This window comes from Vibrio sp. M60_M70 (assembly GCF_037162085.1).
GTDB classification, from domain to species: Bacteria; Pseudomonadota; Gammaproteobacteria; order Enterobacterales; family Vibrionaceae; genus Vibrio; species Vibrio diabolicus.
The window spans coordinates 1,077,977-1,098,684 of record NZ_JARLUL010000001.1; the positions used below are offsets into that span (position 1 = coordinate 1,077,977).

Consider the following 20,708-nt stretch of genomic DNA (forward strand, 5'->3'; position numbering starts at 1 on the left):
GCGTTTTGTGTGTCCTTTGAACAGAAGAGAAACGCTCTTTTTACTTGAATTTACACTACTTGACGTTAAACCACGTATCTACTGATAAAATGTAAGCAGTTTAATGACATAAGTTTATTCGTTTAGAAGTCAATATCATGAGCATGAAAGCCACGTTATCGTTATCTGTTTTAACGCTTTCTATATTAATGAGTTCTCCATCAGCTTTCGCAGCTATGCGAGGCTCAGCAGTTACCGTCGTAACTGAGCAAGTAGAAACGCACGAGATCAATCAATCCTTATCGCTTATCGGTAAATTAGAAGCGGCGGAGTCTGTGGTTGTTGCATCGGAAGTCGCCGGCAAAGTGAATCAAATCGCTGTTAAAGCGAATCAAAATGTCCAACAAGGTCAACTGTTAATCAAGTTGGATGATGATAAGGCTCAAGCTGCTTTGATTGAGGCAAAGGCGTACCTTAAAGATGAACAACGTAAGCTAAAAGAGTTTCAACGTTTGGTTAAGCGAAATGCTATCACCCAAACTGAGATCGACGCACAAAAAGCAAGCGTTGAAATTGCACAAGCAAGGCTGGACGCCGCTCAAGCAAATTTGGCCGATCTTCATATTACTGCGCCGTTCTCTGGCACTGTTGGTTTCATCGATTTTAGTCGCGGTAAAATGGTTAGCGCGGGTACAGAGCTGTTGACCTTGGATGACCTTTCCGTCATGGAGCTGGACTTACAAGTACCGGAGCGCTATTTATCAATGCTTTCTATTGGTATGGAAGTCATTGCCAAAACCAGTGCATGGGGTGAACAGACGTTTACTGGTCAAGTCACAGGCATTGATACGCGGATTAGCTCAGAAACGCTGAACCTGCGTGTACGTATTGAGTTTGAGAACCCTGAAAACCGCTTAAAGCCGGGCATGTTAATGAATGCATCATTGGCCTTCCCAGCGATTGAAGCGCCAATTATCCCAGTTCAAGCACTAGAATACTCTGGCACCAAGCGTTACGTATACGTCATCGATGACAACAATAAAGCGACTCGACAAGAAGTCATTCTCGGTGCTCGTGTCGATAACGAAGTCGTTATTGAGTCAGGCGTTGAAGTTGGCGACAAAATTGTTGTACAGGGCATCGTTAATATGCGAGATGGTGTTGAAGTTAAGGAAATTGTCGCACCAGGAAAGGCAGAAACAGCTAACGCAACTGGTAATCAAGGTGTTCAAAGCACGCAAGACGAAGCGGCTAAGGAAGCAAACTAATGTTACTTTCTGACGTTTCTGTAAAACGCCCAGTCGCAGCGTTGGTATTGAGTATGCTGCTGTGTGTATTTGGTTTTGTATCCTTTACGAAACTAGCGGTGCGAGAAATGCCGGACATTGAAAGTCCGGTCGTTTCCATTAGTACGCGTTATGAGGGCGCTTCCGCGACGATCATCGAGAGTCAAATTACTTCTGTATTAGAAGATCAGCTTTCAGGCATCAGCGGAATCGATGAGATCAGTTCGACGACGCGAAACAGCAGTTCGCGTATCACGATCACTTTTGAGCTCGGTTACGATCTCAATACGGGTGTTAGTGATGTTCGCGACGCGGTGGCTCGCGCTCAACGTTCGCTACCTGATGAAGCGGACGATCCAATTGTCTACAAGAATAACGGTTCAGGTCAGGCCTCCCTCTATATTAACCTCAGCTCTGCAGAGATGGACCGCACTCAATTGACGGATTATGCAGAACGTGTACTGATGGATCGCTTTAGCTTGATCTCTGGGGTGAGCTCCATTGATCTCTCTGGTGGTTTGTACAAGGTGATGTACGTGAAGCTTAAGCCAGAGCTGATGGCGGGGCGCTCAGTCACGGCTTCGGACATTACATCGGCACTGCGAAGTGAAAACTTAGAAAGTCCGGGTGGTGAAGTTCGTAATGATTCGACAGTCATGTCGGTACGGACAGCGCGTAGCTATAACACGCCGGAAGATTTTCAGTACCTCGTGATTAAAAGGGCAAGCGACAACACGCCTATCTATTTGAAAGATGTCGCTGATGTTTTTATCGGTGCAGAGAACGAAAACTCGACCTTTAAAAGCGATGGCGTCGTCAATGTTAGTTTGGGGGTTGTTCCTCAGTCTGATGCGAACCCGCTAGAAGTAGCAAAATTAGTTCGAGCTGAAGTTGATAACATCCAGAAGTTCTTGCCGGAAGGGACGCGGCTTGCTATCGACTACGATGCGACGGTGTTTATCGAGCGCTCGATAGAAGAGGTGTATAGCACGCTATTTATTACGGGCGGTTTGGTCATTTTGGTGTTGTACATCTTCATTGGTCAAGCTCGTGCAACCTTGATCCCAGCTGTTACGGTTCCGGTATCGCTGATTTCTTCGTTCATTGCCGCTTATTACTTTGGCTTTTCTATCAACTTAATCACCTTGATGGCGCTGATCCTGTCTATCGGCTTGGTAGTGGATGACGCGATTGTGGTTGTTGAAAACATCTTCCACCATATCGAACGTGGTGAATCGCCTTTGCTTGCGGCCTATAAAGGTACGCGGGAAGTAGGCTTTGCCGTTATCGCGACAACGCTAGTGCTGGTGATGGTATTCCTGCCGATTTCTTTTATGGATGGCATGGTAGGTCTGCTATTTACTGAGTTTTCTGTCTTGTTGGCGATGTCTGTGATTTTCTCGTCTTTGATCGCCCTAACATTAACTCCTGTATTGGGTAGTCAGATTTTGAAGGCGAATGTAAAACCAAATCGATTTAATCAAGTGGTCGATCGCCTATTTAGTAAACTGGAGAGTGGTTACCGCTCATTATTGAAAGGCGCATTGAAAATGCGTTGGGCTGCACCGCTGGTGATTCTGGCGTGTTTGGGCGGCAGTTACTTCTTGATGAACCAAGTGCCAGCCCAGTTGACCCCTCAAGAAGATCGCGGCGTGATGTTTGCGTTTGTGCGCGGGGCTGATGCCACGTCATACAATCGTATGTCAGCCAATATGGACATTGTTGAAGAACGATTGATGCCATTACTTGGGCAAGGGTATCTGAAGTCGTTTAGTATCCAAACGCCCGCATTTGGTGGACAGGCAGGCGATCAAACCGGCTTTGTTATCATGATTCTAGAAGACTGGAACGAGCGAGATGTAACAGCTCAGGAAGCGCTTAACAAAGTGCGTGGCGCACTGGCTGGCATACCTGATGTTCGAGTGTTCCCATTCATGCCTGGTTTCCAAGGTGGTTCGAGTGAGCCTGTTCAGTTTGTATTAGGTGGCTCTGATTACGATGAACTTCTCGTCTGGGCTGAAATGTTGAAAAACAAAGCAGAAGAATCGCCAATGATGGAAGGTGCTGAGATCGATTACTCAGAGAAAACGCCAGAGCTATTGGTTACGGTCGACAGACAGCGTGCCGCAGAACTAGGGGTCAGTGTCAAAGACATTTCTGATACGCTAGAAATCATGCTTGGTGGTAAAAGTGAAACGACTTATGTTGAGCGTGGCGAAGAATATGATGTGTATCTTCGTGGTGATGAAAACAGCTTTAATAATGCAGCGGATTTAAGCCAGATTTATCTGCGAACTAATAGTGGGCAGTTAGTGACGTTAGACGCGGTCACTAAAATTGAAGAAGTGGCAGCTTCTATTCGTCTATCTCACTACAACAAACAGAAATCCATCACTATTACGGCTAATCTGTCAGAAGGCTACACATTAGGAGACGCGCTGAATTACCTTGATCAACAAGCGATAGACAACTTACCAGGTGACATCTCGGTGAGTTATTCTGGCGAGTCAAAAGACTTTAAAGAGAACCAAGCGAGTGTTGCTGTCGTATTTGCGTTGGCATTGCTTGTGGCGTATCTCGTGTTGGCGGCTCAGTTTGAAAGCTTCGTGAACCCGTTAGTGGTGATGTTTACGGTGCCGATGGGCGTATTTGGTGGCTTCCTTGGCTTGGTTGTGATGGGGCAAGGCATGAACATTTACAGCCAGATCGGCATGATCATGTTGATCGGCATGGTGACGAAAAACGGCATTTTGATTGTCGAATTTGCCAACCAGTTGCGAGACCGTGGTGTTGAATTCGAAAAAGCGGTTATTGATGCAGCTGCGCGACGTCTACGCCCGATCTTGATGACAGCATTTACCACGCTTGCTGGTGCTATCCCGTTGATTGTATCGACAGGGGCAGGTTATGAGAGCCGTATTGCCGTGGGTACCGTGATCTTTTTCGGGATGGGATTTGCGACATTGGTGACCTTGTTTGTCATCCCGGCTATGTACCGATTGATTTCGGCGAAAACACAGGCGCCAGGTCATGTAGAAGCAGAATTGAACAAAGCACTCAGCCACGATACAAAAGGCCGTATTGCTCATCCTTAGCCGCTGTACGTAAAGCTTTGATTGAAAACACCGAACAAAAGTTGTTCGGTGTTTTTTTATATTGAGAGTGATTACTTATAGATCTAATGATTATTTTTGTTTATTATTTCGCCACTTCTTCGAGGGGCACAGGACTCGCTCATCGTATTGACTGAATGTCGGGTCTTGTTAGGTGTCATGCCGGGAAAGCAGCATATACCTATTATTATTTGAGGTGTTCTCTTGAAAAAAGTACGTGGTAGTTACATGGTAGAAATGGTTTTAGTTGCGGGTGTTATGGCGTTGTTAGCGACCACTGCACTTCCGACGTTAACGAATGCACTAAAGGATCGTCAAGATGGCATTTTACACTCTCTCGATGCCGGGCAACCAAGTAGCCATGTGAATCAAGAGACAACAGAAAAGTTCTCCGCTCAGTAACTGATGACACACCGTAGATTGTAAAACAAGCCGAGGTAAAAACCTCGGCTTGTTTGTATTTCAATTCTGGTAACTTGGTGCTATCTAATGTTAGAAGCGTTTCCCTAAGCTAACTTGCACACCTTCGTAGCTGTCGTAAAAATCTTCAAAGCCCATATCTGCGACATTATAGATGTACTCTGCGCGCAACCAGATGTCTTTGCTCATATCCCAATGGACACCAGCACCGATATTGAATAGTGCTCCTGAATCATCTGTGACTTTTTGTTGGTTTGGAACGTACATTTCTGCCTGAGTCCCCAACGCGGTCACGCGGCCGAACAAAGAAAGTGGTGTATCGCCAAGGTTATCACTGGTCAATACTGCTGACATACCCGCTTGGTAATAGTGCAAATCCAAATCTGTTTTCAGTGTGTCGTTTTTAAGTTCGTTTTGGGAGTAGCGAAGCACACCTTCAAACGTAAGGTATTGATTAACATGATAGCCCCAACCAACAGTGATATGTGGTGTGGACCACTCATTGTCTCTGTCTGAGCCAAAATAGGGTGTATCAAAACCGACGTTACCTGTACCCAGATAAAAATAAGATTGATGAGTTTGTTCTTGAGCAGCAAAAGTCGGCACACTGATGGTCAAGGCAGACAATAATAGAATGGCGTTTTTCATAACTTGACGATAACCTTTGTAAAAGACCGTTGTAATGAGTTGTGTTAATATTAATTTAATCAATAAGATAGATGGCGTTTATCATATCAGCTTTTGCGCAAAGGTAGTCATTTAGACTGGGAATTGTTGCGCTAAAGCAGACTTCCTAGGCTGGAGAACTTACTATTCGGTATGGTGACTAACGTCAATCAAATAAGAGAGAAGGAAAGGAAAGTGGCTGAATTCAAATATAAAAATCTGACTCAAGAAGAACAAGATAAGTTAGACGCGGCGACATTTCGTCGTTTATTGGCGCATTTAGACGCGAATAAAGACGTGCAGAACATCGACCTCATGATTCTTGCGGGCTTCTGTCGCAACTGCTTTAGCAAATGGTACAAAGCTGAAGCGGAAAATCTCGGTGTGGATTTAGATATTGATGACGCTCGCGAACGTGTTTACGGCATGACTTACGATGAATGGAAACAAAATCATCAGCCAGCGGCAACGCCAGAACAATTGGCGGCGTTTGAAGCGCGTCAGAAAAAGTAATACTCATTTCCAAAAAAACAGCCCGCACATCAGCGGGCTGTTTTTTACATTCGAATTTACATATTAAGCGGTAATTGGACCGCAACATGCAGGTTCGACACAGCCTTTCGCTTGAATGACTTCAAGTTGCGCGAGGTAAGGTTGAATATCACCGATGTTCTCTTTTACCCATGCTAAGTCGTAATACGTATCTAAGTAACGCTCACCAGAGTCACATAAAAGTGTCACGATAGAGCCTGTTTCACCGCGTTGTTTCATTTCGCAGGCCAGTTGAAGCACACCGTAAAGGTTCGTGCCTGTCGATGCGCCGACTTTACGCCCAATCAGCTGAGATACCCAATGGGCGGTTGCCACACTGGCAGCGTCTGGAATTTTGCGCATTTCATCAATGACACCTGCAATAAAGCTTGGCTCGACACGTGGTCGACCAATGCCTTCAATTTTGCTGCCGGTCTCACCTTTTAATGAGTGATTACCTGACTGGAAAGCGTCGTAAAACACCGAGTTTTCAGGGTCTACGACACAAAGTTTGGTGTCGTATTTTTGGTAACGAATAAAACGACCAATGGTTGCAGACGTGCCACCAGTTCCTGGGCTCATTACTACCCAATTAGGAATTGGGTGATCTTCTAGTTCCATTTGGCTAAAGATAGAGTTCGCAATGTTGTTGTTGCCGCGCCAGTCAGTCGCACGTTCAGCATAAGTAAACTGATCCATGTAGTGACCATTTAACTCTTGAGCCAAACGTCGAGACTCGTCATAAATCTGATCTGAGCGCTCTACAAGATGCGCTGTACCACCGTAAAACTCAATTTGTTCAATTTTTTTACGCGCGGTGGTTTTCGGCATAACGGCAATGAACGGTAAGCCAAGCAAGCGAGCAAAATACGCTTCTGAAACGGCAGTGCTGCCTGAGGACGCTTCAATCACTGTGGTTTCAGGACCAATCCATCCGTTACAAATCGCATAAAGAAACAACGAGCGTGCCAATCGGTGTTTCAGAGAGCCTGTTGGGTGCGTGCTCTCATCTTTTAGGTAGATATCGATACCATCAAGAGAAGGCAGTTCGAGTTTAAATAAATGAGTATCAGCAGAACGTTGAAAGTCTGCTTCAATTTTACGCACTGCATTGTTGATCCAGTTGTGGTCAGTACACATGGCGTCTCTCCTTGGAAATCGATAGATAAGCATTAGATGGGAATAATTTACCTATAATACGAGAGAAAAACTTTGCTATAGTTGCCGGTAATGACTATTTTGATAGAAAAGTTTTCTACACTTCGTGGGTTTTATAGGATGAGTTTGGATCGGGTCGATAAACAGCTGCTTGCGTTGTTACAAACCGACAGCACCTTGTCATTAAATGAGTTAGCAGAGCAGGTAAATCTGACAACGACGCCATGTTGGAAGCGTTTGAAAAGGTTGGAAGAAGAAGGCTACATCGAAAAGCGCGTGGCGTTACTGAGTGCAGAAAAACTCGACCTGTCTTTTATCGCTTTTGTTCAGCTAAAAACCATCGATCACTCCGAAGATTGGTATCACCACTTTGTCACAACAGTGAGTGATTTCCCCGAGGTAATGGAGTTTTATCGTATGGCCGGCGAGTATGACTACATGATGAAAGTGCTGGTGAAAGATATGAAGTGTTTTGACGAGTTTTATAAGCGCTTAGTTAATAGTGTAAAGGGATTGTCTAATGTGACTTCAACATTTGCTATGGAATCCATTAAATATACGACTGAGTTACCACTTCTCAACTAAATAGCTTTATACGAATTTTATTTAATGGTTACTCTACCTGTTAGCATTTTAAGTGTTAACAGGTAGCAGGGTTATTCTAACTACGTTACTTTTTACTGGATTGGAATAAATATAAACGATATTTATTCTCTCTTCTATTTGCGCATTAACTGTTTGTTTTTATTCTTCATCAAGCGCTCGTACAGCAAAACGCATGAAAAAATAACGCAATTTCTCCTCTTTATTTGTCGTGTTTTATTTTTATTGAATATTCATTTTTACTAAATTAATTAATTAGTTTAATTTAAACGTTTGCTTTGTGTTGTTTTGTGTATTTTAGTCACCACTTCTGAGCATTTATTCTTATGCGTAATACAGTAGTAAATACTTAAGTAATAAAGTACTCAAAAATGAAGCTAGTGATTAATAAAACATCGTATTATTATCGCCAGCACTTATTTGTGACAAAGTGTTTCTAAAAATGAACAGAAAATATTATTTGCTTTTTCTCGCGGTGTTACTCGCTGGTTGTGGTGGTGGAGGTGACTCTAAAACGAACAATACAAACACACCAACTACGATGATAAAGCAGAGCCGTCCACAGTTAAAAGCTGAAGACACGGTATTGAAGTTTGAGGGCGTGGGAACCGTTACTGCGGCAAAATTGAGCAATGTACATGGTTCGGTGTCTTATCAAGTCATTGACTCTAATCCGCTAAATGTTGTGAAAATTAATGACTCTGGAGTGCTACAAATTTTGCGTCCAGGAACGGCAACAATTCTGGCTACGGATAGCAGTTCTGCTTATGAATCCTCTGAAGCACGATTTTCTATCACTGTGGAACGAGGTATTAACACAGACCTTTCGGTTAGTGATCTAAACTTCAATGCAATCGAGTCTGAAGGGAAAGCGCTGACCGTTCGTGGCCAAAAAGGTGAACTGAGTTATGAAGTAGAAAGTGGTCATAACTTGATTCGGGTTGATGAGAACGGTTCGGTATATTCATTAGGCTCAATTGGTCAGGCGTCGGTACTGATTACAGATTCAGGTAACGAGCTTTATCTGCCGAAGCAAGTTCGCGCAACGGTGAAGCTTCATGGAGTAGCGTCTGGGCAACTTCAATTCGCCTTGCTTGAGGACGAATATAGGGAAGGGCTGACGTTAGAACCTGCACGTTTAGATAAAGCTCAAACGCAAAGTATCACATACAAAATTATTCGCAGCGAGCCAGACAACAACGTTGCCGAGTTACTCAACTCGGAGTCAGGTCTGCTCCTTGTTCATAATGTCGGGCAGTTAACCGTTGAAGCGACAGCAACTTACAGCGACGCGTTTCTAGATAAACAGCAAACGGCGCAATTTGTTGTGGATGTAAAACAAGGTCAACGCGAAGCAATCAGCGCGGCGGATATCGTCACCACTTATGAGGAAGGTGGACGAATTTTCCCTAAAGTGACTAATGCCTACGGTGGCTATGAGCTGAAAATTATTCGTGGTGAAGACGTTGTTGCTAAAACTGAAAATGGTGAAGCATTACTGATCAAAGGCGTTGGTGCTTCTGAAGTGGAAATTTACGAGCATGATATGCGTAATTATCCTGCAAGCAAAACTCGCTTTGAGCTTGAAGTTAATCGCGCGCCTCATCCAGTGATGAACGACATTGAAATGTCGCTTATTTATCAGCCTAGCCTCTCAATTCCTTTGGCATTTTCAGGACAAAAAGGCAACGTAAGCCTAGTCGGTAGTTTACCGGACGGTTTAAGAATGACCGATGGCAAGTTAGAAGTAGAGACGGCTGGAGAATATCGTCTTAAGTTTGAAGACGATGGTGGGGAGTTCTACCAACCTATTCAATTTAATGTTGTCATCAAAGTTGCAAAGGCTGAAGGCCAACCGATGGCAACGCACGATTATGATGTTGTATACAGTAATAAATACAGTTTTGATCTTCATCGTGATTTTGGTTTGAGTGCTGACGAGCAAATTGAGATTGTAGATAACACCGCACCAGATGTTGTCGGTGGATTTAGTGAAGGACGTCTCCATGTGTATAAAGCGGGTAAAGCGACGTTAACTGTGCGCAGAAAAGAGAGCGCGAATTATACCGTTGGTCCTGATCAAAAAGTCTACGTGACAATTCTGAGTGCGCCGAGTCGAATTGAAGTTCAATCCGATGTGGAAGAGATTTGGAAGGTTGACCAAACATTTCTTGCGCCGGAAATCTCTGGTGTGGTCGGGGAGCTTACTTATCGATTTGAAGACAACGCAGCAACAGATGTGGTTTCCTTAAACAGCCAAACGGGTGCCATGCAAATTCTTAACGCGGGTAGTACAAAAATTATTGTTTCGGATGCTGGGGACGATAAAGTTAACCCGGGTGAAAGCAGTTTCTTAGTCACGATTAAACCTGGCGCAAACCCCGTATCGGTTACTTACCCAACGGTAGGCTTCTCCGCAGGTAGTGTTATCTCACCTGTGATGAGTGGTGGAGCTGCGAAGGCTAGTTACCGCCTTATTAACCAAAAAGATCCTGTGGTCGAGTTAGTTTCTTCTGATACAGGGCGTTTGAAAATCCTGCATGCAGGTGCGTACCAATTAGAAGTTACCCTTACTGGGCGCAACTACATAACTAAAACAATCATCGTAAATGGCACTATTAACAAAGCGAAGCACCCTGGTTTAAGTACTTCTACAATGAAGGTGGAATTTGAACCATTTAAAAAGGTTAAGCTAGACTTCGGTACACCAATAGGAAACCGTAGTTATAAAATATCCAGCTCAACAGTTAAAGGAGTCGCTTCATTAGATGCTGATAAAGAAGAGTTGGAGTTACTTGACCTCCCTCCGGTAAAAGAACGCTTGATTTCTCTCGACGTTTCGGAAGGAGAATCTCGTGATTACGAAGCGTTGGAAAGTCAGAAAGTTGAGGTATATCTGAGCTTTGCAGATGAAGGTGTTGCGGATCAATATACATTGCTTGAGACTGAACAAACGGTATTGTTTAGCACGCTAAATGCACCTGAGTTTTCTAACTTAGAAGAAAGTGAGTTTGGTTTGATGAACGTTCGCTCGGTGCGTGAGCCAACGGATGAAGAACTGAAAATGCACGGTAAAGGTAAGGTTGCGCTGCTTACATTTAAGCCGGTGGGTAATGATGACAAAGCTCTAGTAAAAGCAGCGTGGGTGCATGTTGCTCGATTCGATGGATGTAGATCAGAGCTGTTCGATGATGCTCTCAAGCCTTATCAAGCAATTGATTATGATGACCCAGGGTATTGCACCAGTGGTAGCTCGATTCGTATGACTCGATTCTTAGTAATTGATGACTCGCAGATGGAAAAGGTAGAGTATGAGTTAGAAGCGCCAGTGATTATTTATCGCCGCGGCCAACGCAAATTTTTACCAAGTGATAAAGGGTCGTTTTTAGAGACTGATCCTGGTGGCTTTTATTTAGAACCCGGTATGATTAACAAAGGAAACGAATTTGGAGAACCAAGAACATTGTATGAATGGTCGGTTGCTAACATGAAGTATCAACCAAATTAATTATTGTTTGATACCCACAATAAAGGAGTGCTGAGCACTCCTTTTTTGTCGTTTAAGGCTTAGCGGTTACTTGGTATAGCGCATTACACCTTCTTGCACTGCGGTTGCCACTAAATGACCTTGCTGGTTATAGATTTCGCCACGCACCAACCCACGAGTATTACTCGCTGTTGGGCTTTCTATCGCGTACAACAACCATTCATCCATTTTGAACGGACGGTGGAACCAGATTGAATGGTCAATGGTGGCAACTTGGAAGTTTGGCGTCATTAATGACACTTCATGTGGGTGCATTGCTGTCACGAGGAATCCCCAATCTGATGCGTAGGCCAACAGGTACTGATGTATAAGCAGGTTCTCTGGCATTTCACCATTGGCACGAATCCAAAGATACTGTTTAGGCTCTGCTTTTTGGGCTTTAGGGGGTTGATGACCGTAACAGGACGGGTTTCAATTGGCTTTTCACCACAAAATGTTTTGCGTAGTCGCTCTGGCAGGAATTCGGCTATATGGCTAGCAAGCTCACTCTCAGAGGCGAAGTTTTCTGGGCCAGGAATGTCTGGCATCTCCTTTTGATGATCAAACCCAGGTTGATCGCCATGGTAAGACGCCGTTAGGTAGAAAATAGGGCGTCCATTTTGAATCGCCTTAACGCGTCTGGTGCTGAAGCTACGGCCATCCCTTAGGTTTTCTACATCATAAATGATGGGCTTTTCTGGATCACCAGGGTACAAAAAATAGCTATGGAAGGAGTGCACCGCGCGTGTTTCTTCAACGGTGTAGCGCGCAGCAGAAAGCGCTTGCCCAATCACTTGGCCACCATACACTTGAGGCAAACCTAGGTTTTCACTTTGGCCACGAAACAAGCCTTCTTCTAATTTTTCGAGTTGTAGTAGGCTGAGCAATTCTCGTAATGGTTTACTCATTGTGTCTCCTCACCGTTGTCTTTCACTCCAACTTACCTCAACAGTCTCACTCTTGTGAAGTGCCATAGTTAAGAACTATTGAGTAACTTAGAAATAGTATTGTTCCGATTATGAAACAAAATCAATTGTTTGATAAATTCTAACTCAGTCAAACTATTGTCAAATAAACTGACAGGAAGCAGACAGTTTTATATTCCACACCTATAATTGCTCCGGTTTAATACTCTTTTCGAGGAAGATATGAAAAAAACACTACTGCTTGTTACTTCTTTACTCTTTGGGGCTGCGTTAGTGGGTTGCCAAACTTCTCAAAATACAGAAATGGAATCTGCAGAGGCGTCAATGAAGACGATTACAGGTACAGTGGCTTACCGTGAGCGTATTGCTCTGCCGCCAAACGCAGTGGTTACCGTCGCGTTAGAAGATGTGTCTTTGGCTGACGCGCCAGCAAAAGTACTAGCAAAGCAGACATTCGAAACGGAAGGTAAACAAGTTCCTCTTTCTTTTGAACTGAACTACGATAACAATGAAATCAAACCAAACCATCGTTACAGCGTCCGTGCGCGTATTGAAGTGGATGGTAAATTGCGTTTTATCAGCGATACGCATAACGGTGTAATCACAGATGAAGCACAAACTCACCAGTTGGATATTCGTCTAGTTGGTACGCGTTAATATCAAACTCAGCGAACAAAAAATGGCAGCCTAAGGCTGCCATTTGTATTTTCTTAGCGAAATTTTTCCAATCTCAGATACTTCAATTCCTTCGGCTTCTAATTTCTTTGTTTGTCGTTCTAAATTACTGCCTTTTAAGGATATTTTTCCTTGACTATTTATCACTCTAAACCACGGGAGTTTGCTGTCCTCTGGCAAATTACCAAGCGCCTTACCAACATGTCTTGCGTAGCCCGGGTAACCTGCCATTTTTGCGATTTCCCCGTAGGTGGAGACTTTTCCTTTTGGAATTTGGTGAATTACAGCAAAGATTTGCGCTAAAAATTGGTCCATACTCAAAAGTGTCTATTGTGGATTACTAAGGAATGGTAAACCATCGGACTTGTATATTGCTAACGGTTCTTAACGTTTATATTGCCCGCGATTGACTTTTGTTGATCACATTTTCTCTTCAGTCGTGCCGTATGTTAATGAGCGTTAAAAAGCATAAAACAAACACAAGCTAAGCTTGAATCTAGACCCTCTCAACGACTTTTAATCCCAGTTTTTGCCGTTGAGTTACCAAGTAGGTGGGGAAGCCAGGAGGCGCTATGATTTTATCGACACTTCAATTTTTCATTACGACTTTACTCGCAGTGGTGTGCGTTCGAGCGATGAGTTTGAGCGAGGGAGATATTCCCGTTCTTGCACTCATGATCCCGGCGTTGTGGATCTTGCCACAAGGCGGGTTTGCAGGCTTGGTGTTGCTGGGCGCAATGATGGCTTTTGGCGCTACGCTCTCAATGCAGCCAATCGCGCTATCGATTGGTATTTTGATCCTTTTCCCACTTTTAATGGTAGTGTTCTCTCGTAGAAGTTCGTTGGGCGTTCTGCTCACCGCAGGCCTAATCGTACTTACTCTACAAGTCGGTATTATGGTCACGCAACAAGGTGGGAAGCTGGATGGATCCGCTTGGGTTACAGTGGTTCAAACTGTCGCGGTCATGGCGATGTGGTGGTCTGCTGTACATTGGACCCCATCCAATAAGCACAGCTGGTGGCCGATGCTGTTGTTGTTCCCATTATGGATTGCTGGCTTGCCATATGCCGTGCTTGTGGCATTGAGCGTGACAGGAATGCTGGCTTCAATGGAAACCCTCGCGAAGCTTAAACACTCCATTCGTTGGAGTAAACTATTGTGCTGGACATTACCGACTGTTGGCTTTGCTGCCTTAGTGGTGAGTCCGACTACAGATGTACCAAACCCTGTTTTTGTTGTTTGGATCTGTTTGTTAGGAACGGCTTGGATGACGGACTATATCTTACGTAGCAGCGATGAACAGGCAGAATTATGAGTATTTCGTCAGGTAAAAAGTGACACGTGCGGCAGACTATCGAATTGGTTGTGGAACAAAATGAAGATTAGTATATGTTCTTCATTTCATATTTACTAAACTTCCAATAATAATAACCACAATATAAGTGGTTGATTTAAGATAAGTTTGTCATGACTACCTTTGCTCGAACACTGTTGCTTTTTACTTGTTGCCTACTGAGTTTGAATGTAAAAGCTGAATCACCTTTAATTGCTCATTATAAAGTTGCGACAGAAGCGGATGATGTCGTCACCCGTGTTCTTTTTAATGCTGCATCGAAAGAGTTCGGCTTTACCGTTCAATATGTGAACTATTCCAGCTTTGATGCCATTCTAAATTCCGTCGCGAATGGGGAAGCGGATTTTGCTGCGAATATCACTTACACAGAAGAGCGTGCTCAACGCTTTAGTTACTCCCGCCCAACTAATATCGAATATACCTACCTTTTTGGTTTAAAAGACTCGACGTTGAGTGACATTTCACGAGTTGGCGTCCCTAAAGATACGGTTTATGCCGAATTACTCAAACAATACTACCCGGAGCTAAAACAGGTCTCTTATCAAGGTCATGAGCAAGCGGTAACGTTACTGAGATCAGGCGTTGTTGAAGGCGTAGTCGATGCCATCAATCAGCTTAAGCCGATGCTGCTGGAGGGCTTTGACGCTAAGATGTTAAATGATCAGATTTCGATAAAGCCAGTATCGATCATCAGTAAAAAAGATCATCATCTCGAAGAGTTGGATACGTTCGCTACGTTTATTCATGGGGAAGGAGTGCAAAAGCAACTTCGTGAAGAGATCTCCCAGTATCAATTTGAACTCAGGCGAGCGGCATTGCGAGAATCTATTCGCTTATTACCTCTCGATTTTAGTGAGCCTATACGGATCAAGCTCGAATCTATCTTTCCATATGTTGTTTACAACGAAGACGGCAGTATCGAAGGGATGACGGCAGATGTCGTCCTGAGAAGCTGTGAGATCTTGGCATTAAACTGCGTGATCATTAGTGAGCCAAATGAAAGTTGGGGCTCCATGTATCACGAGTTTATGCAGGGGAGCTTTGAAATTTTAGCGCCGTTAACGGTCAGTCGCGAGCGGCATGAATTTAGTTACTTTCCCAAGCCCCATTACTCACCAGCATCCGTTATGGTCAAGCGTTTAGGTTACAAGCCGAACACTTACTCTCATGTGTCACAGTTGATCTCTGAGCGGATTGGTGTGGTTGAGGACGACTTTTTCGACCAAATGATGACACAACTTTTACCGCTAAAAGAGCTGAAACGTTATCGTACCCAACAAGAACTCATTCAGGGTTTATTGAATGAAGAGGTCGATTACATTCCGATGGATACCGCGATGCTCAACCACTTTTTACGTCTGAGCGAGTTGGTTCCGATAGAGCAGGACACGGCGATTGGCGAGTTTTACCAGTCACAACTTTCTGTTGGATTGGTGGCGAACGAGAAAGGTGCCATGCTTGCTCCTTTTTTCAGTCGAGCGATAGCGATGTTGGAAGTTGATAAGATCATTGCCCAGTACGACCTGCGCCCAGATTGGCGTACCGCGCTTGAATATGAGGTTCGGCTGGCGACGCAAACACAGGCTGTGTTTGTCTTTGTATTGTTGTTTGCGATTTGCGTTTCGCTCTATCTTTACCGTCAATCGAATACCGACAATTTAACGGGGTTAAGAAATCGCCGCGCGTTGCAAGTAAAACATCGAAAAGGCGTAAACAAAGATCTATCCATACTTTACTTGGATATTAACCACTTCAAACGAATCAATGATACGTACGGTCACCGTGCTGGTGATGAGGTGTTGCAATTATTGGCGCTAAAAATTCATTATGTATGGTCAGGGAAAAGTTACCGGATAGGGGGAGATGAGTTCATCTTGTTGGGCTACCCGACTCAAGCAGAATTAAATAGGGCAATGAAAGAGCTCAGTAGAATTGATGTAAAAGGCAAACTGTGTAGTGAGTTAGAGTCTGTGGGTATCTCTATCGGTGTCTCTGCAAAAAGAGAACAGCACATGAGCTTAGAGCAAGCCATGCATTTAGCTGATGAAGATATGTATTCAAGTAAGCAGTCAACACGCCGCTATCCTTCTTCGCATCGTTACGTGGCTCAATCATAGAGGAATGAATTGATCGAGTTTTGTCCAAACGGTAATGAAATGACGAAATTCAAGGTTTTTGCTCTTGCATTATGAGGGCTGATACTGAATAATCGCCCCATCGATTGAGGCAAGTCCTCTCGAAAAGAATTATGGGGCTCTGGTCCTCTCGCAACAATAGCTCGTGAACTCGGTCAGGTCCGGAAGGAAGCAGCCGCAGCGGGTGACTTGTGTGCCGGGATGTGGCTGGGGTCCCACCCTTTAAAAGCCCTGCGTATATCGCAGGGCTTTTTTCGTTTTTGAACCCTCTTTTACTGCGTTTGCTCTTCAAAGTCTTCTGATGAATCAAGTTTCTTGAGGTTATTTAGGTATAATTTATAATCTCACGCGCTTGATACCGAACTGTCGTGAAGATTATTTCGAGTACATTCGCCGAATAACCATTTTCACCTGGGATACTTTAATGATTTCAAAAAACCAATTAAAACTGCTTCGTGCTTTAGGTCAAAAGAAACAGCGTAAAGCGCATGGCTTATTCCTAGTTCAGGGTGAAAAGAACGTTTTAGAGCTGGCAAGCAGTTCATTAAAGGTGAAGCACGTCTTCGCAACCGAAGCATTTCTCGAACAAAACGCTAGTGCGCTATGTAGTTTTGATTGCATTGAAGCATCGCTTGACGACCTGACCAAAGCGAGCACTCTCGTGAGCAATAACGCGGCCATTGCAGTGGTTGAAATCCCGAGTGTAAAAGTGCCTCAAGCAAAAGGCTTGATGATTGCGCTAGATGGCGTATCTGACCCAGGTAATCTAGGAACGATTATTCGTGTCGCAGACTGGTATGGCATCAAGCACATTATTGCGAGTACAGATTGTGCTGATCCGTATAACCCTAAGACGATCAGCGCGACCATGGGCAGTTTTGGCCGCGTACAAGTGAGTCTGGTGGATTTGCCAAGTTACTTAGAAGAAGCCAATTTGCCAGTTTATGGCGCGTTTCTGGAAGGGGAGAGCGTTCATAAAACGGAATTCGCTGCTGAAGGTATTTTGTTGATGGGCAGCGAGTCCCACGGCGTACGTGAAGAAGCTGCGAAGCTCGTGACAAATAAGATCACGATTCCGGCATTTGGTGGTGCTGAGTCGCTGAATGTCGCAATGGCAACCGGTATTATTTTAGACAATATGCGTCGACATCATTGTTAATGTAACTATGCGCCAATAATGAAGCCAGTCAATTTGACTGGCTTTGTTGTATTTACCACCTGTTAAAAATGAGCCCATTTGCAAGTTGTACTCAATTAAACAACAGTGAATGCCGATGATGACTTAATTTTGATTCAGATCAATAGGCTGCACCTATAAATAAAATTACTCATTTCCATTTAGTAAATTCAGGAAATTAGGCGACACTTATCTAAAGGCCGCAATAAAATGCCCTTAAGGAGATAAGAATGCATTCATTAAAAGTAAAAGATTACATGACGTTGCAAGCGGTGACCTTCACTAAAGATATGTCACTTTCGGCTGCTTTGAATAAAGTCATGCAAAGCGTCACATTAGGTGGACCCGTCATTGATGAGAATGAAAAGGTAGTTGGATTCTTATCAGAGCAAGATTTGTTAGATAAATTGGTGAAAGCGAGTTATCACTGCCAAGATACGCATACCGTTCAAGAGTGTATGCATGACGATGTTTTATCTGTTTCTCCAGACATGTCAGTGATTGAGTTGGCTGACATGATGAAGATTGGTAAGCCAAAAATGTATCCAGTGGTTGACGGCAAAGGTAAATTGGTTGGCGTTATCACTAGGCGAGATGTGCTGCGCGCCATCGGGATGACTTTAAATGAGTGTTTTAAGCATCCAGTTTAACCTTTTTGATCAAATTTCATAGGTGCTTGATTTTAAATAAGTCATTTGGAAAGACGCTTCGGCGTCTTTTTTTATTTTCAATCGACGAGTTTTTAAAAAATTACCTTGACCTTGGAGCTAGCTCTAAGGTTTATCCTTAGTCATAGGCAAAGAGCCTACACCAATAAGGAAAATAAATTATGTGCACGAAACATCAAGGTTGCCAATCTAGCAAAATCAAAACTGCGGTGCCGCTTGGCGCGAGCGAGTCGTGCTGCGCACCAGTAAAATCTTCACTCAACATTTCTCAAGCTGGCGTAGAAGTGTCCGAAAGTTCATGTTGCAGCGGAGGGAGTTGTAGCGCCGACCCTGGTGAGGAAGAAGAGCCCTCAAGGGAGAGTGATTCCTCAATTCGAAACTCGTGGCTTGTGTCAGGTATGGATTGCCCTTCATGTGCACAAAAGCTTGAGAAGGCTATTACGTCTTTGGAAGGCGTTAATCAAGCAAAAGTCTTATTTGCAACAGAAAAACTGGTTGTCGATTTTGACGATCGCGAGCTGACCTCTACGATAGAGCATACAGCCCAACAAACAGGTTTTCCGCTTTCTTCACTCGATGCTCCAAAACCAAATACCGCAACGAAGGGCTGGCGTGGGGTAGTAAAAGACAACATTCAAATTCTCTCTATTGCTAGTGCGATGGTTGTCGCGGCAATAATTTCTAAGATCGACCCTCAAATAAGCACTTGGTTATTCACGTTGACCTGTTTACTGGGTTTATACCCAATTGCGCTCAAAGCGCTCAAGTTGGCGCGTAGCGGTACGCCTTTTGCGATTGAAACGTTAATGAGTGTGGCAGCGCTCGGCGCTTTATATTTAGGTGAAACCGCTGAAGCGGCAATGGTGTTATTGCTTTTCCTTATTGGTGAAAAGTTAGAAACATATGCATCATCCCGCGCTCGAAGTGGTGTCCAAGCGCTAATGGACTTAGTCCCAGAAAATTCAATTTTAATTGTTGATGGTGAGCGTAAAGAGGTGCCTGCAGCTCAGCTTAAGCCGGGGGATATTATAGAAGTTGCACCCGGTGGTCGTTTGCCAGCGGATGGTGTGTTGCAAGATGCGCTTGCAAGTTTTGACGAAAGCGCGTTAACGGGAGAATCCGTTCCCGTTGAGCACCAAACGGGTGGCAAAGTGATGGCCGGGGCTGTGGTTGTCGATAAAGTCGTTCGTTTACAGGTGACTTCTCGTCAAGGCGAGAATGCGATTGACCGAATTCTCCATTTGATTGAAGAAGCAGAATCTCGTAAGGCACCATTAGAACGTTTTCTGGATAAATTCAGCCGTTGGTATACGCCGCTGATGATGTTGGTGTCCTTGATGGTTATCGTCACGCCACCACTGTTGTTTGCTCAACCATGGGAAACGTGGATTTATCGAGGACTTGCCCTGTTACTGATCGCCTGTCCGTGTGCGTTGGTTATTTCAACGCCTGCAGCGATTACTTCTGGCTTGGCGGCTGCGGCAAAGCGGGGGGCATTAATCAAAGGTGGTGCGGCGCTTGAGTTGCTTGGTAAGGTGGAGTCCGTCGCATTTGATAAAACCGGTACATTGACGCAAGGTAAGCCGCAGGTGACCGACGTCTTTGCTTTTGATGTAGATGAAGACAAGTTACTTAGCCTGACAGCCTCAATCGAAGTTGGCTCAAGCCATCCTCTCGCAGTTTCTTTAGTTAATAAAGTGCAACAGCAGGGGCTTCCTATTCCTGAAGCGCTAGATAAAACCGCACAAGTGGGCTCTGGTGTCACTGGTTACGTCGATGGGAAAATAGTCCAAGTAGTCACGCCTTCTAAGGCCGGTTTCCCACTTTCTCAAGAAACCGAAGAGCGAGTGGTGACGTTGGAACAACAAGGTAAAACGGTTGTTATTGTGCGTTACGATTACGAGGTCATTGGCGTGATCGCATGGCAAGATACATTGCGCCCAGATGCCCAAGAAGCTATCGCTACGTTGAAGGAGCTTGGGATAACGTCGGTGATGCTAACCGGTGACAACCCGAGAAGTGCTGAAGCAATGGCGACCAGAATAGGCTTGGATTATAAAGCAAGCTTATTACCAGCAGATAAAGTGCATTACGTCGAGAAACTATCACAGCAACACACCGTTGCAATGGTGGGAGATGGTATTAATGATGCGCCAGCGATGAAAGCTTCGAGTATCGGTATTGCGATGGGAGGCGGTACGGATGTTGCGCTGGAAACGGCCGACGCGGCATTAACGCACAATCGTCTGATTGAGTTACCTGCCATGATAGAACTATCGCGTGCGACGTTAAGTAATATTCGTCAGAATGTTGCGTTAGCGCTTGGTTTGAAAGGCGTTTTCTTGGTGACAAGTTTACTGGGTATTACGGGTCTATGGGTGGCAGTATTAGCCGACAGCGGCGCAACTGCACTGGTTACGTTAAATGCGTTGAGATTGCTCCGTTTTGAGTCCAAGCAGGCCAAGTGACCTACCTAACTAGTTAATAAAA

Annotated in this window: 15 protein-coding genes, 1 other RNA gene and 1 pseudogene; 13 read left to right on the forward strand and 4 right to left on the reverse strand. The window is 44.4% G+C overall.

Annotated features, from left to right (window positions below; translation table 11 throughout):
* Window positions 1-137 precede the first annotated feature (137 nt).
* The 3 genes from P4S59_RS05105 to P4S59_RS05115 all read left to right on the forward strand — a co-directional run bounded on the left by P4S59_RS05105 (window position 138) and on the right by P4S59_RS05115 (window position 4,780).
* Window positions 138-1,247, forward strand: a complete 1,110-nt coding sequence (locus P4S59_RS05105) for an efflux RND transporter periplasmic adaptor subunit (protein WP_258693111.1) — start codon at window positions 138-140, stop codon at window positions 1,245-1,247.
* The gene (vmeF, locus tag P4S59_RS05110; RefSeq protein WP_104971437.1) at window positions 1,247-4,360 is read left to right on the forward strand and encodes a multidrug efflux RND transporter permease subunit VmeF; all 3,114 of its coding nucleotides are present in this window, start codon (window positions 1,247-1,249) and stop codon (window positions 4,358-4,360) included. Before P4S59_RS05105 ends, vmeF begins: the two co-directional genes overlap by 1 nt.
* A gap of 222 nt (window positions 4,361-4,582) precedes the next feature.
* Window positions 4,583-4,780 (forward strand): type II secretion system protein, encoded by a 198-nt coding sequence (locus tag P4S59_RS05115; protein WP_005390570.1) that lies wholly within the window; start codon window positions 4,583-4,585, stop codon window positions 4,778-4,780.
* Between the two features lie 90 nt (window positions 4,781-4,870).
* On the opposite strand, the gene P4S59_RS05120 is transcribed toward P4S59_RS05115, so the two are convergent.
* The gene (locus P4S59_RS05120) at window positions 4,871-5,446 is read right to left on the reverse strand and encodes a porin family protein (protein ID WP_337168046.1); all 576 of its coding nucleotides are present in this window, start codon (window positions 5,444-5,446) and stop codon (window positions 4,871-4,873) included.
* A 213-nt stretch (window positions 5,447-5,659) separates the two neighbouring features.
* On the opposite strand from P4S59_RS05120, the gene P4S59_RS05125 reads away from it, so the two are divergent.
* Complete coding sequence (locus P4S59_RS05125; RefSeq protein ID WP_005390574.1) at window positions 5,660-5,977, forward strand: DUF1244 domain-containing protein; 318 nt, start codon at window positions 5,660-5,662, stop codon at window positions 5,975-5,977.
* A gap of 63 nt (window positions 5,978-6,040) precedes the next feature.
* On the opposite strand, the gene P4S59_RS05130 is transcribed toward P4S59_RS05125, so the two are convergent.
* A complete protein-coding gene (locus P4S59_RS05130) occupies window positions 6,041-7,135 on the reverse strand; it encodes a PLP-dependent cysteine synthase family protein (protein WP_046874698.1) in 1,095 nt (364 codons plus the stop codon).
* 138 nt (window positions 7,136-7,273) lie between these two features.
* Here P4S59_RS05130 and P4S59_RS05135 point away from each other — a divergent pair, with 138 nt between their 5' ends.
* Both P4S59_RS05135 and P4S59_RS05140 read left to right on the forward strand, forming a co-directional pair.
* Window positions 7,274-7,738 carry an Lrp/AsnC family transcriptional regulator gene (locus P4S59_RS05135; protein WP_005390577.1) on the forward strand — a complete coding sequence of 155 codons (465 nt, stop codon included), beginning with the start codon at window positions 7,274-7,276 and terminating at the stop codon, window positions 7,736-7,738.
* Between the two features lie 460 nt (window positions 7,739-8,198).
* Complete coding sequence (locus P4S59_RS05140; protein ID WP_337168047.1) at window positions 8,199-11,264, forward strand: cadherin repeat domain-containing protein; 3,066 nt, start codon at window positions 8,199-8,201, stop codon at window positions 11,262-11,264.
* A 66-nt stretch (window positions 11,265-11,330) separates the two neighbouring features.
* On the opposite strand, the pseudogene tesB reads toward P4S59_RS05140, so the two are convergent.
* Window positions 11,331-12,190: pseudogene (gene tesB, locus P4S59_RS05145) on the reverse strand (acyl-CoA thioesterase II).
* A 240-nt stretch (window positions 12,191-12,430) separates the two neighbouring features.
* Between tesB and P4S59_RS05150 the strand changes: the two are divergent.
* A complete protein-coding gene (locus tag P4S59_RS05150) occupies window positions 12,431-12,865 on the forward strand; it encodes a YbaY family lipoprotein (RefSeq protein WP_012842007.1) in 435 nt (144 codons plus the stop codon).
* Between the two features lie 30 nt (window positions 12,866-12,895).
* Here P4S59_RS05150 and P4S59_RS05155 read toward each other — a convergent pair whose 3' ends face one another.
* Window positions 12,896-13,198, reverse strand: coding sequence for a DNA base-flipping protein (locus P4S59_RS05155; protein WP_005390592.1), 303 nt, complete (start codon window positions 13,196-13,198; stop codon window positions 12,896-12,898).
* A gap of 257 nt (window positions 13,199-13,455) precedes the next feature.
* Here P4S59_RS05155 and P4S59_RS05160 point away from each other — a divergent pair, with 257 nt between their 5' ends.
* From P4S59_RS05160 to P4S59_RS05185, 6 genes are all read left to right on the forward strand, one after another.
* The gene (locus P4S59_RS05160; protein ID WP_046874702.1) at window positions 13,456-14,199 is read left to right on the forward strand and encodes a hypothetical protein; all 744 of its coding nucleotides are present in this window, start codon (window positions 13,456-13,458) and stop codon (window positions 14,197-14,199) included.
* A gap of 152 nt (window positions 14,200-14,351) precedes the next feature.
* On the forward strand, window positions 14,352-16,355 hold the full coding sequence (locus P4S59_RS05165; protein WP_104974319.1) for a GGDEF domain-containing protein: 2,004 nt from the start codon (window positions 14,352-14,354) through the stop codon (window positions 16,353-16,355).
* Between the two features lie 137 nt (window positions 16,356-16,492).
* An RNA gene (ffs, locus tag P4S59_RS05170) (signal recognition particle sRNA small type) lies at window positions 16,493-16,589 on the forward strand.
* 208 nt (window positions 16,590-16,797) lie between these two features.
* Window positions 16,798-17,532: an RNA methyltransferase gene (locus tag P4S59_RS05175; protein WP_065645414.1), complete on the forward strand. Its 735-nt coding sequence runs from the start codon at window positions 16,798-16,800 to the stop codon at window positions 17,530-17,532.
* Between the two features lie 248 nt (window positions 17,533-17,780).
* Window positions 17,781-18,200, forward strand: coding sequence for a CBS domain-containing protein (locus tag P4S59_RS05180; RefSeq protein WP_005390603.1), 420 nt, complete (start codon window positions 17,781-17,783; stop codon window positions 18,198-18,200).
* Window positions 18,201-18,379: 179 nt separating this feature from the next.
* Entirely contained in the window at window positions 18,380-20,686 is a 2,307-nt protein-coding gene (locus P4S59_RS05185) for a zinc/cadmium/mercury/lead-transporting ATPase (protein WP_337168048.1), read from the forward strand.
* Window positions 20,687-20,708: the final 22 nt, after the last annotated feature.

Excerpts from the sequence above, each read along its gene's own strand:
- P4S59_RS05155 (WP_005390592.1), bottom strand. The coding sequence starts at position 13,198 with ATGGACCAATTTTTAGCGCAAATCTTTGCTGTAATTCACCAAATTCCA.
- P4S59_RS05180 (WP_005390603.1), top strand. The coding sequence starts at position 17,781 with ATGCATTCATTAAAAGTAAAAGATTACATGACGTTGCAAGCGGTGACC.
- P4S59_RS05135 (WP_005390577.1), top strand. The coding sequence starts at position 7,274 with ATGAGTTTGGATCGGGTCGATAAACAGCTGCTTGCGTTGTTACAAACC.
- P4S59_RS05165 (WP_104974319.1), top strand. The coding sequence starts at position 14,352 with ATGACTACCTTTGCTCGAACACTGTTGCTTTTTACTTGTTGCCTACTG.
- P4S59_RS05185 (WP_337168048.1), top strand. The coding sequence starts at position 18,380 with ATGTGCACGAAACATCAAGGTTGCCAATCTAGCAAAATCAAAACTGCG.
- P4S59_RS05150 (WP_012842007.1), top strand. The coding sequence starts at position 12,431 with ATGAAAAAAACACTACTGCTTGTTACTTCTTTACTCTTTGGGGCTGCG.
- P4S59_RS05120 (WP_337168046.1), bottom strand. The coding sequence starts at position 5,446 with ATGAAAAACGCCATTCTATTATTGTCTGCCTTGACCATCAGTGTGCCG.
- vmeF (WP_104971437.1), top strand. The coding sequence starts at position 1,247 with ATGTTACTTTCTGACGTTTCTGTAAAACGCCCAGTCGCAGCGTTGGTA.
- P4S59_RS05105 (WP_258693111.1), top strand. The coding sequence starts at position 138 with ATGAGCATGAAAGCCACGTTATCGTTATCTGTTTTAACGCTTTCTATA.
- P4S59_RS05130 (WP_046874698.1), bottom strand. The coding sequence starts at position 7,135 with ATGTGTACTGACCACAACTGGATCAACAATGCAGTGCGTAAAATTGAA.
- P4S59_RS05140 (WP_337168047.1), top strand. The coding sequence starts at position 8,199 with ATGAACAGAAAATATTATTTGCTTTTTCTCGCGGTGTTACTCGCTGGT.
- P4S59_RS05160 (WP_046874702.1), top strand. The coding sequence starts at position 13,456 with ATGATTTTATCGACACTTCAATTTTTCATTACGACTTTACTCGCAGTG.
- P4S59_RS05175 (WP_065645414.1), top strand. The coding sequence starts at position 16,798 with ATGATTTCAAAAAACCAATTAAAACTGCTTCGTGCTTTAGGTCAAAAG.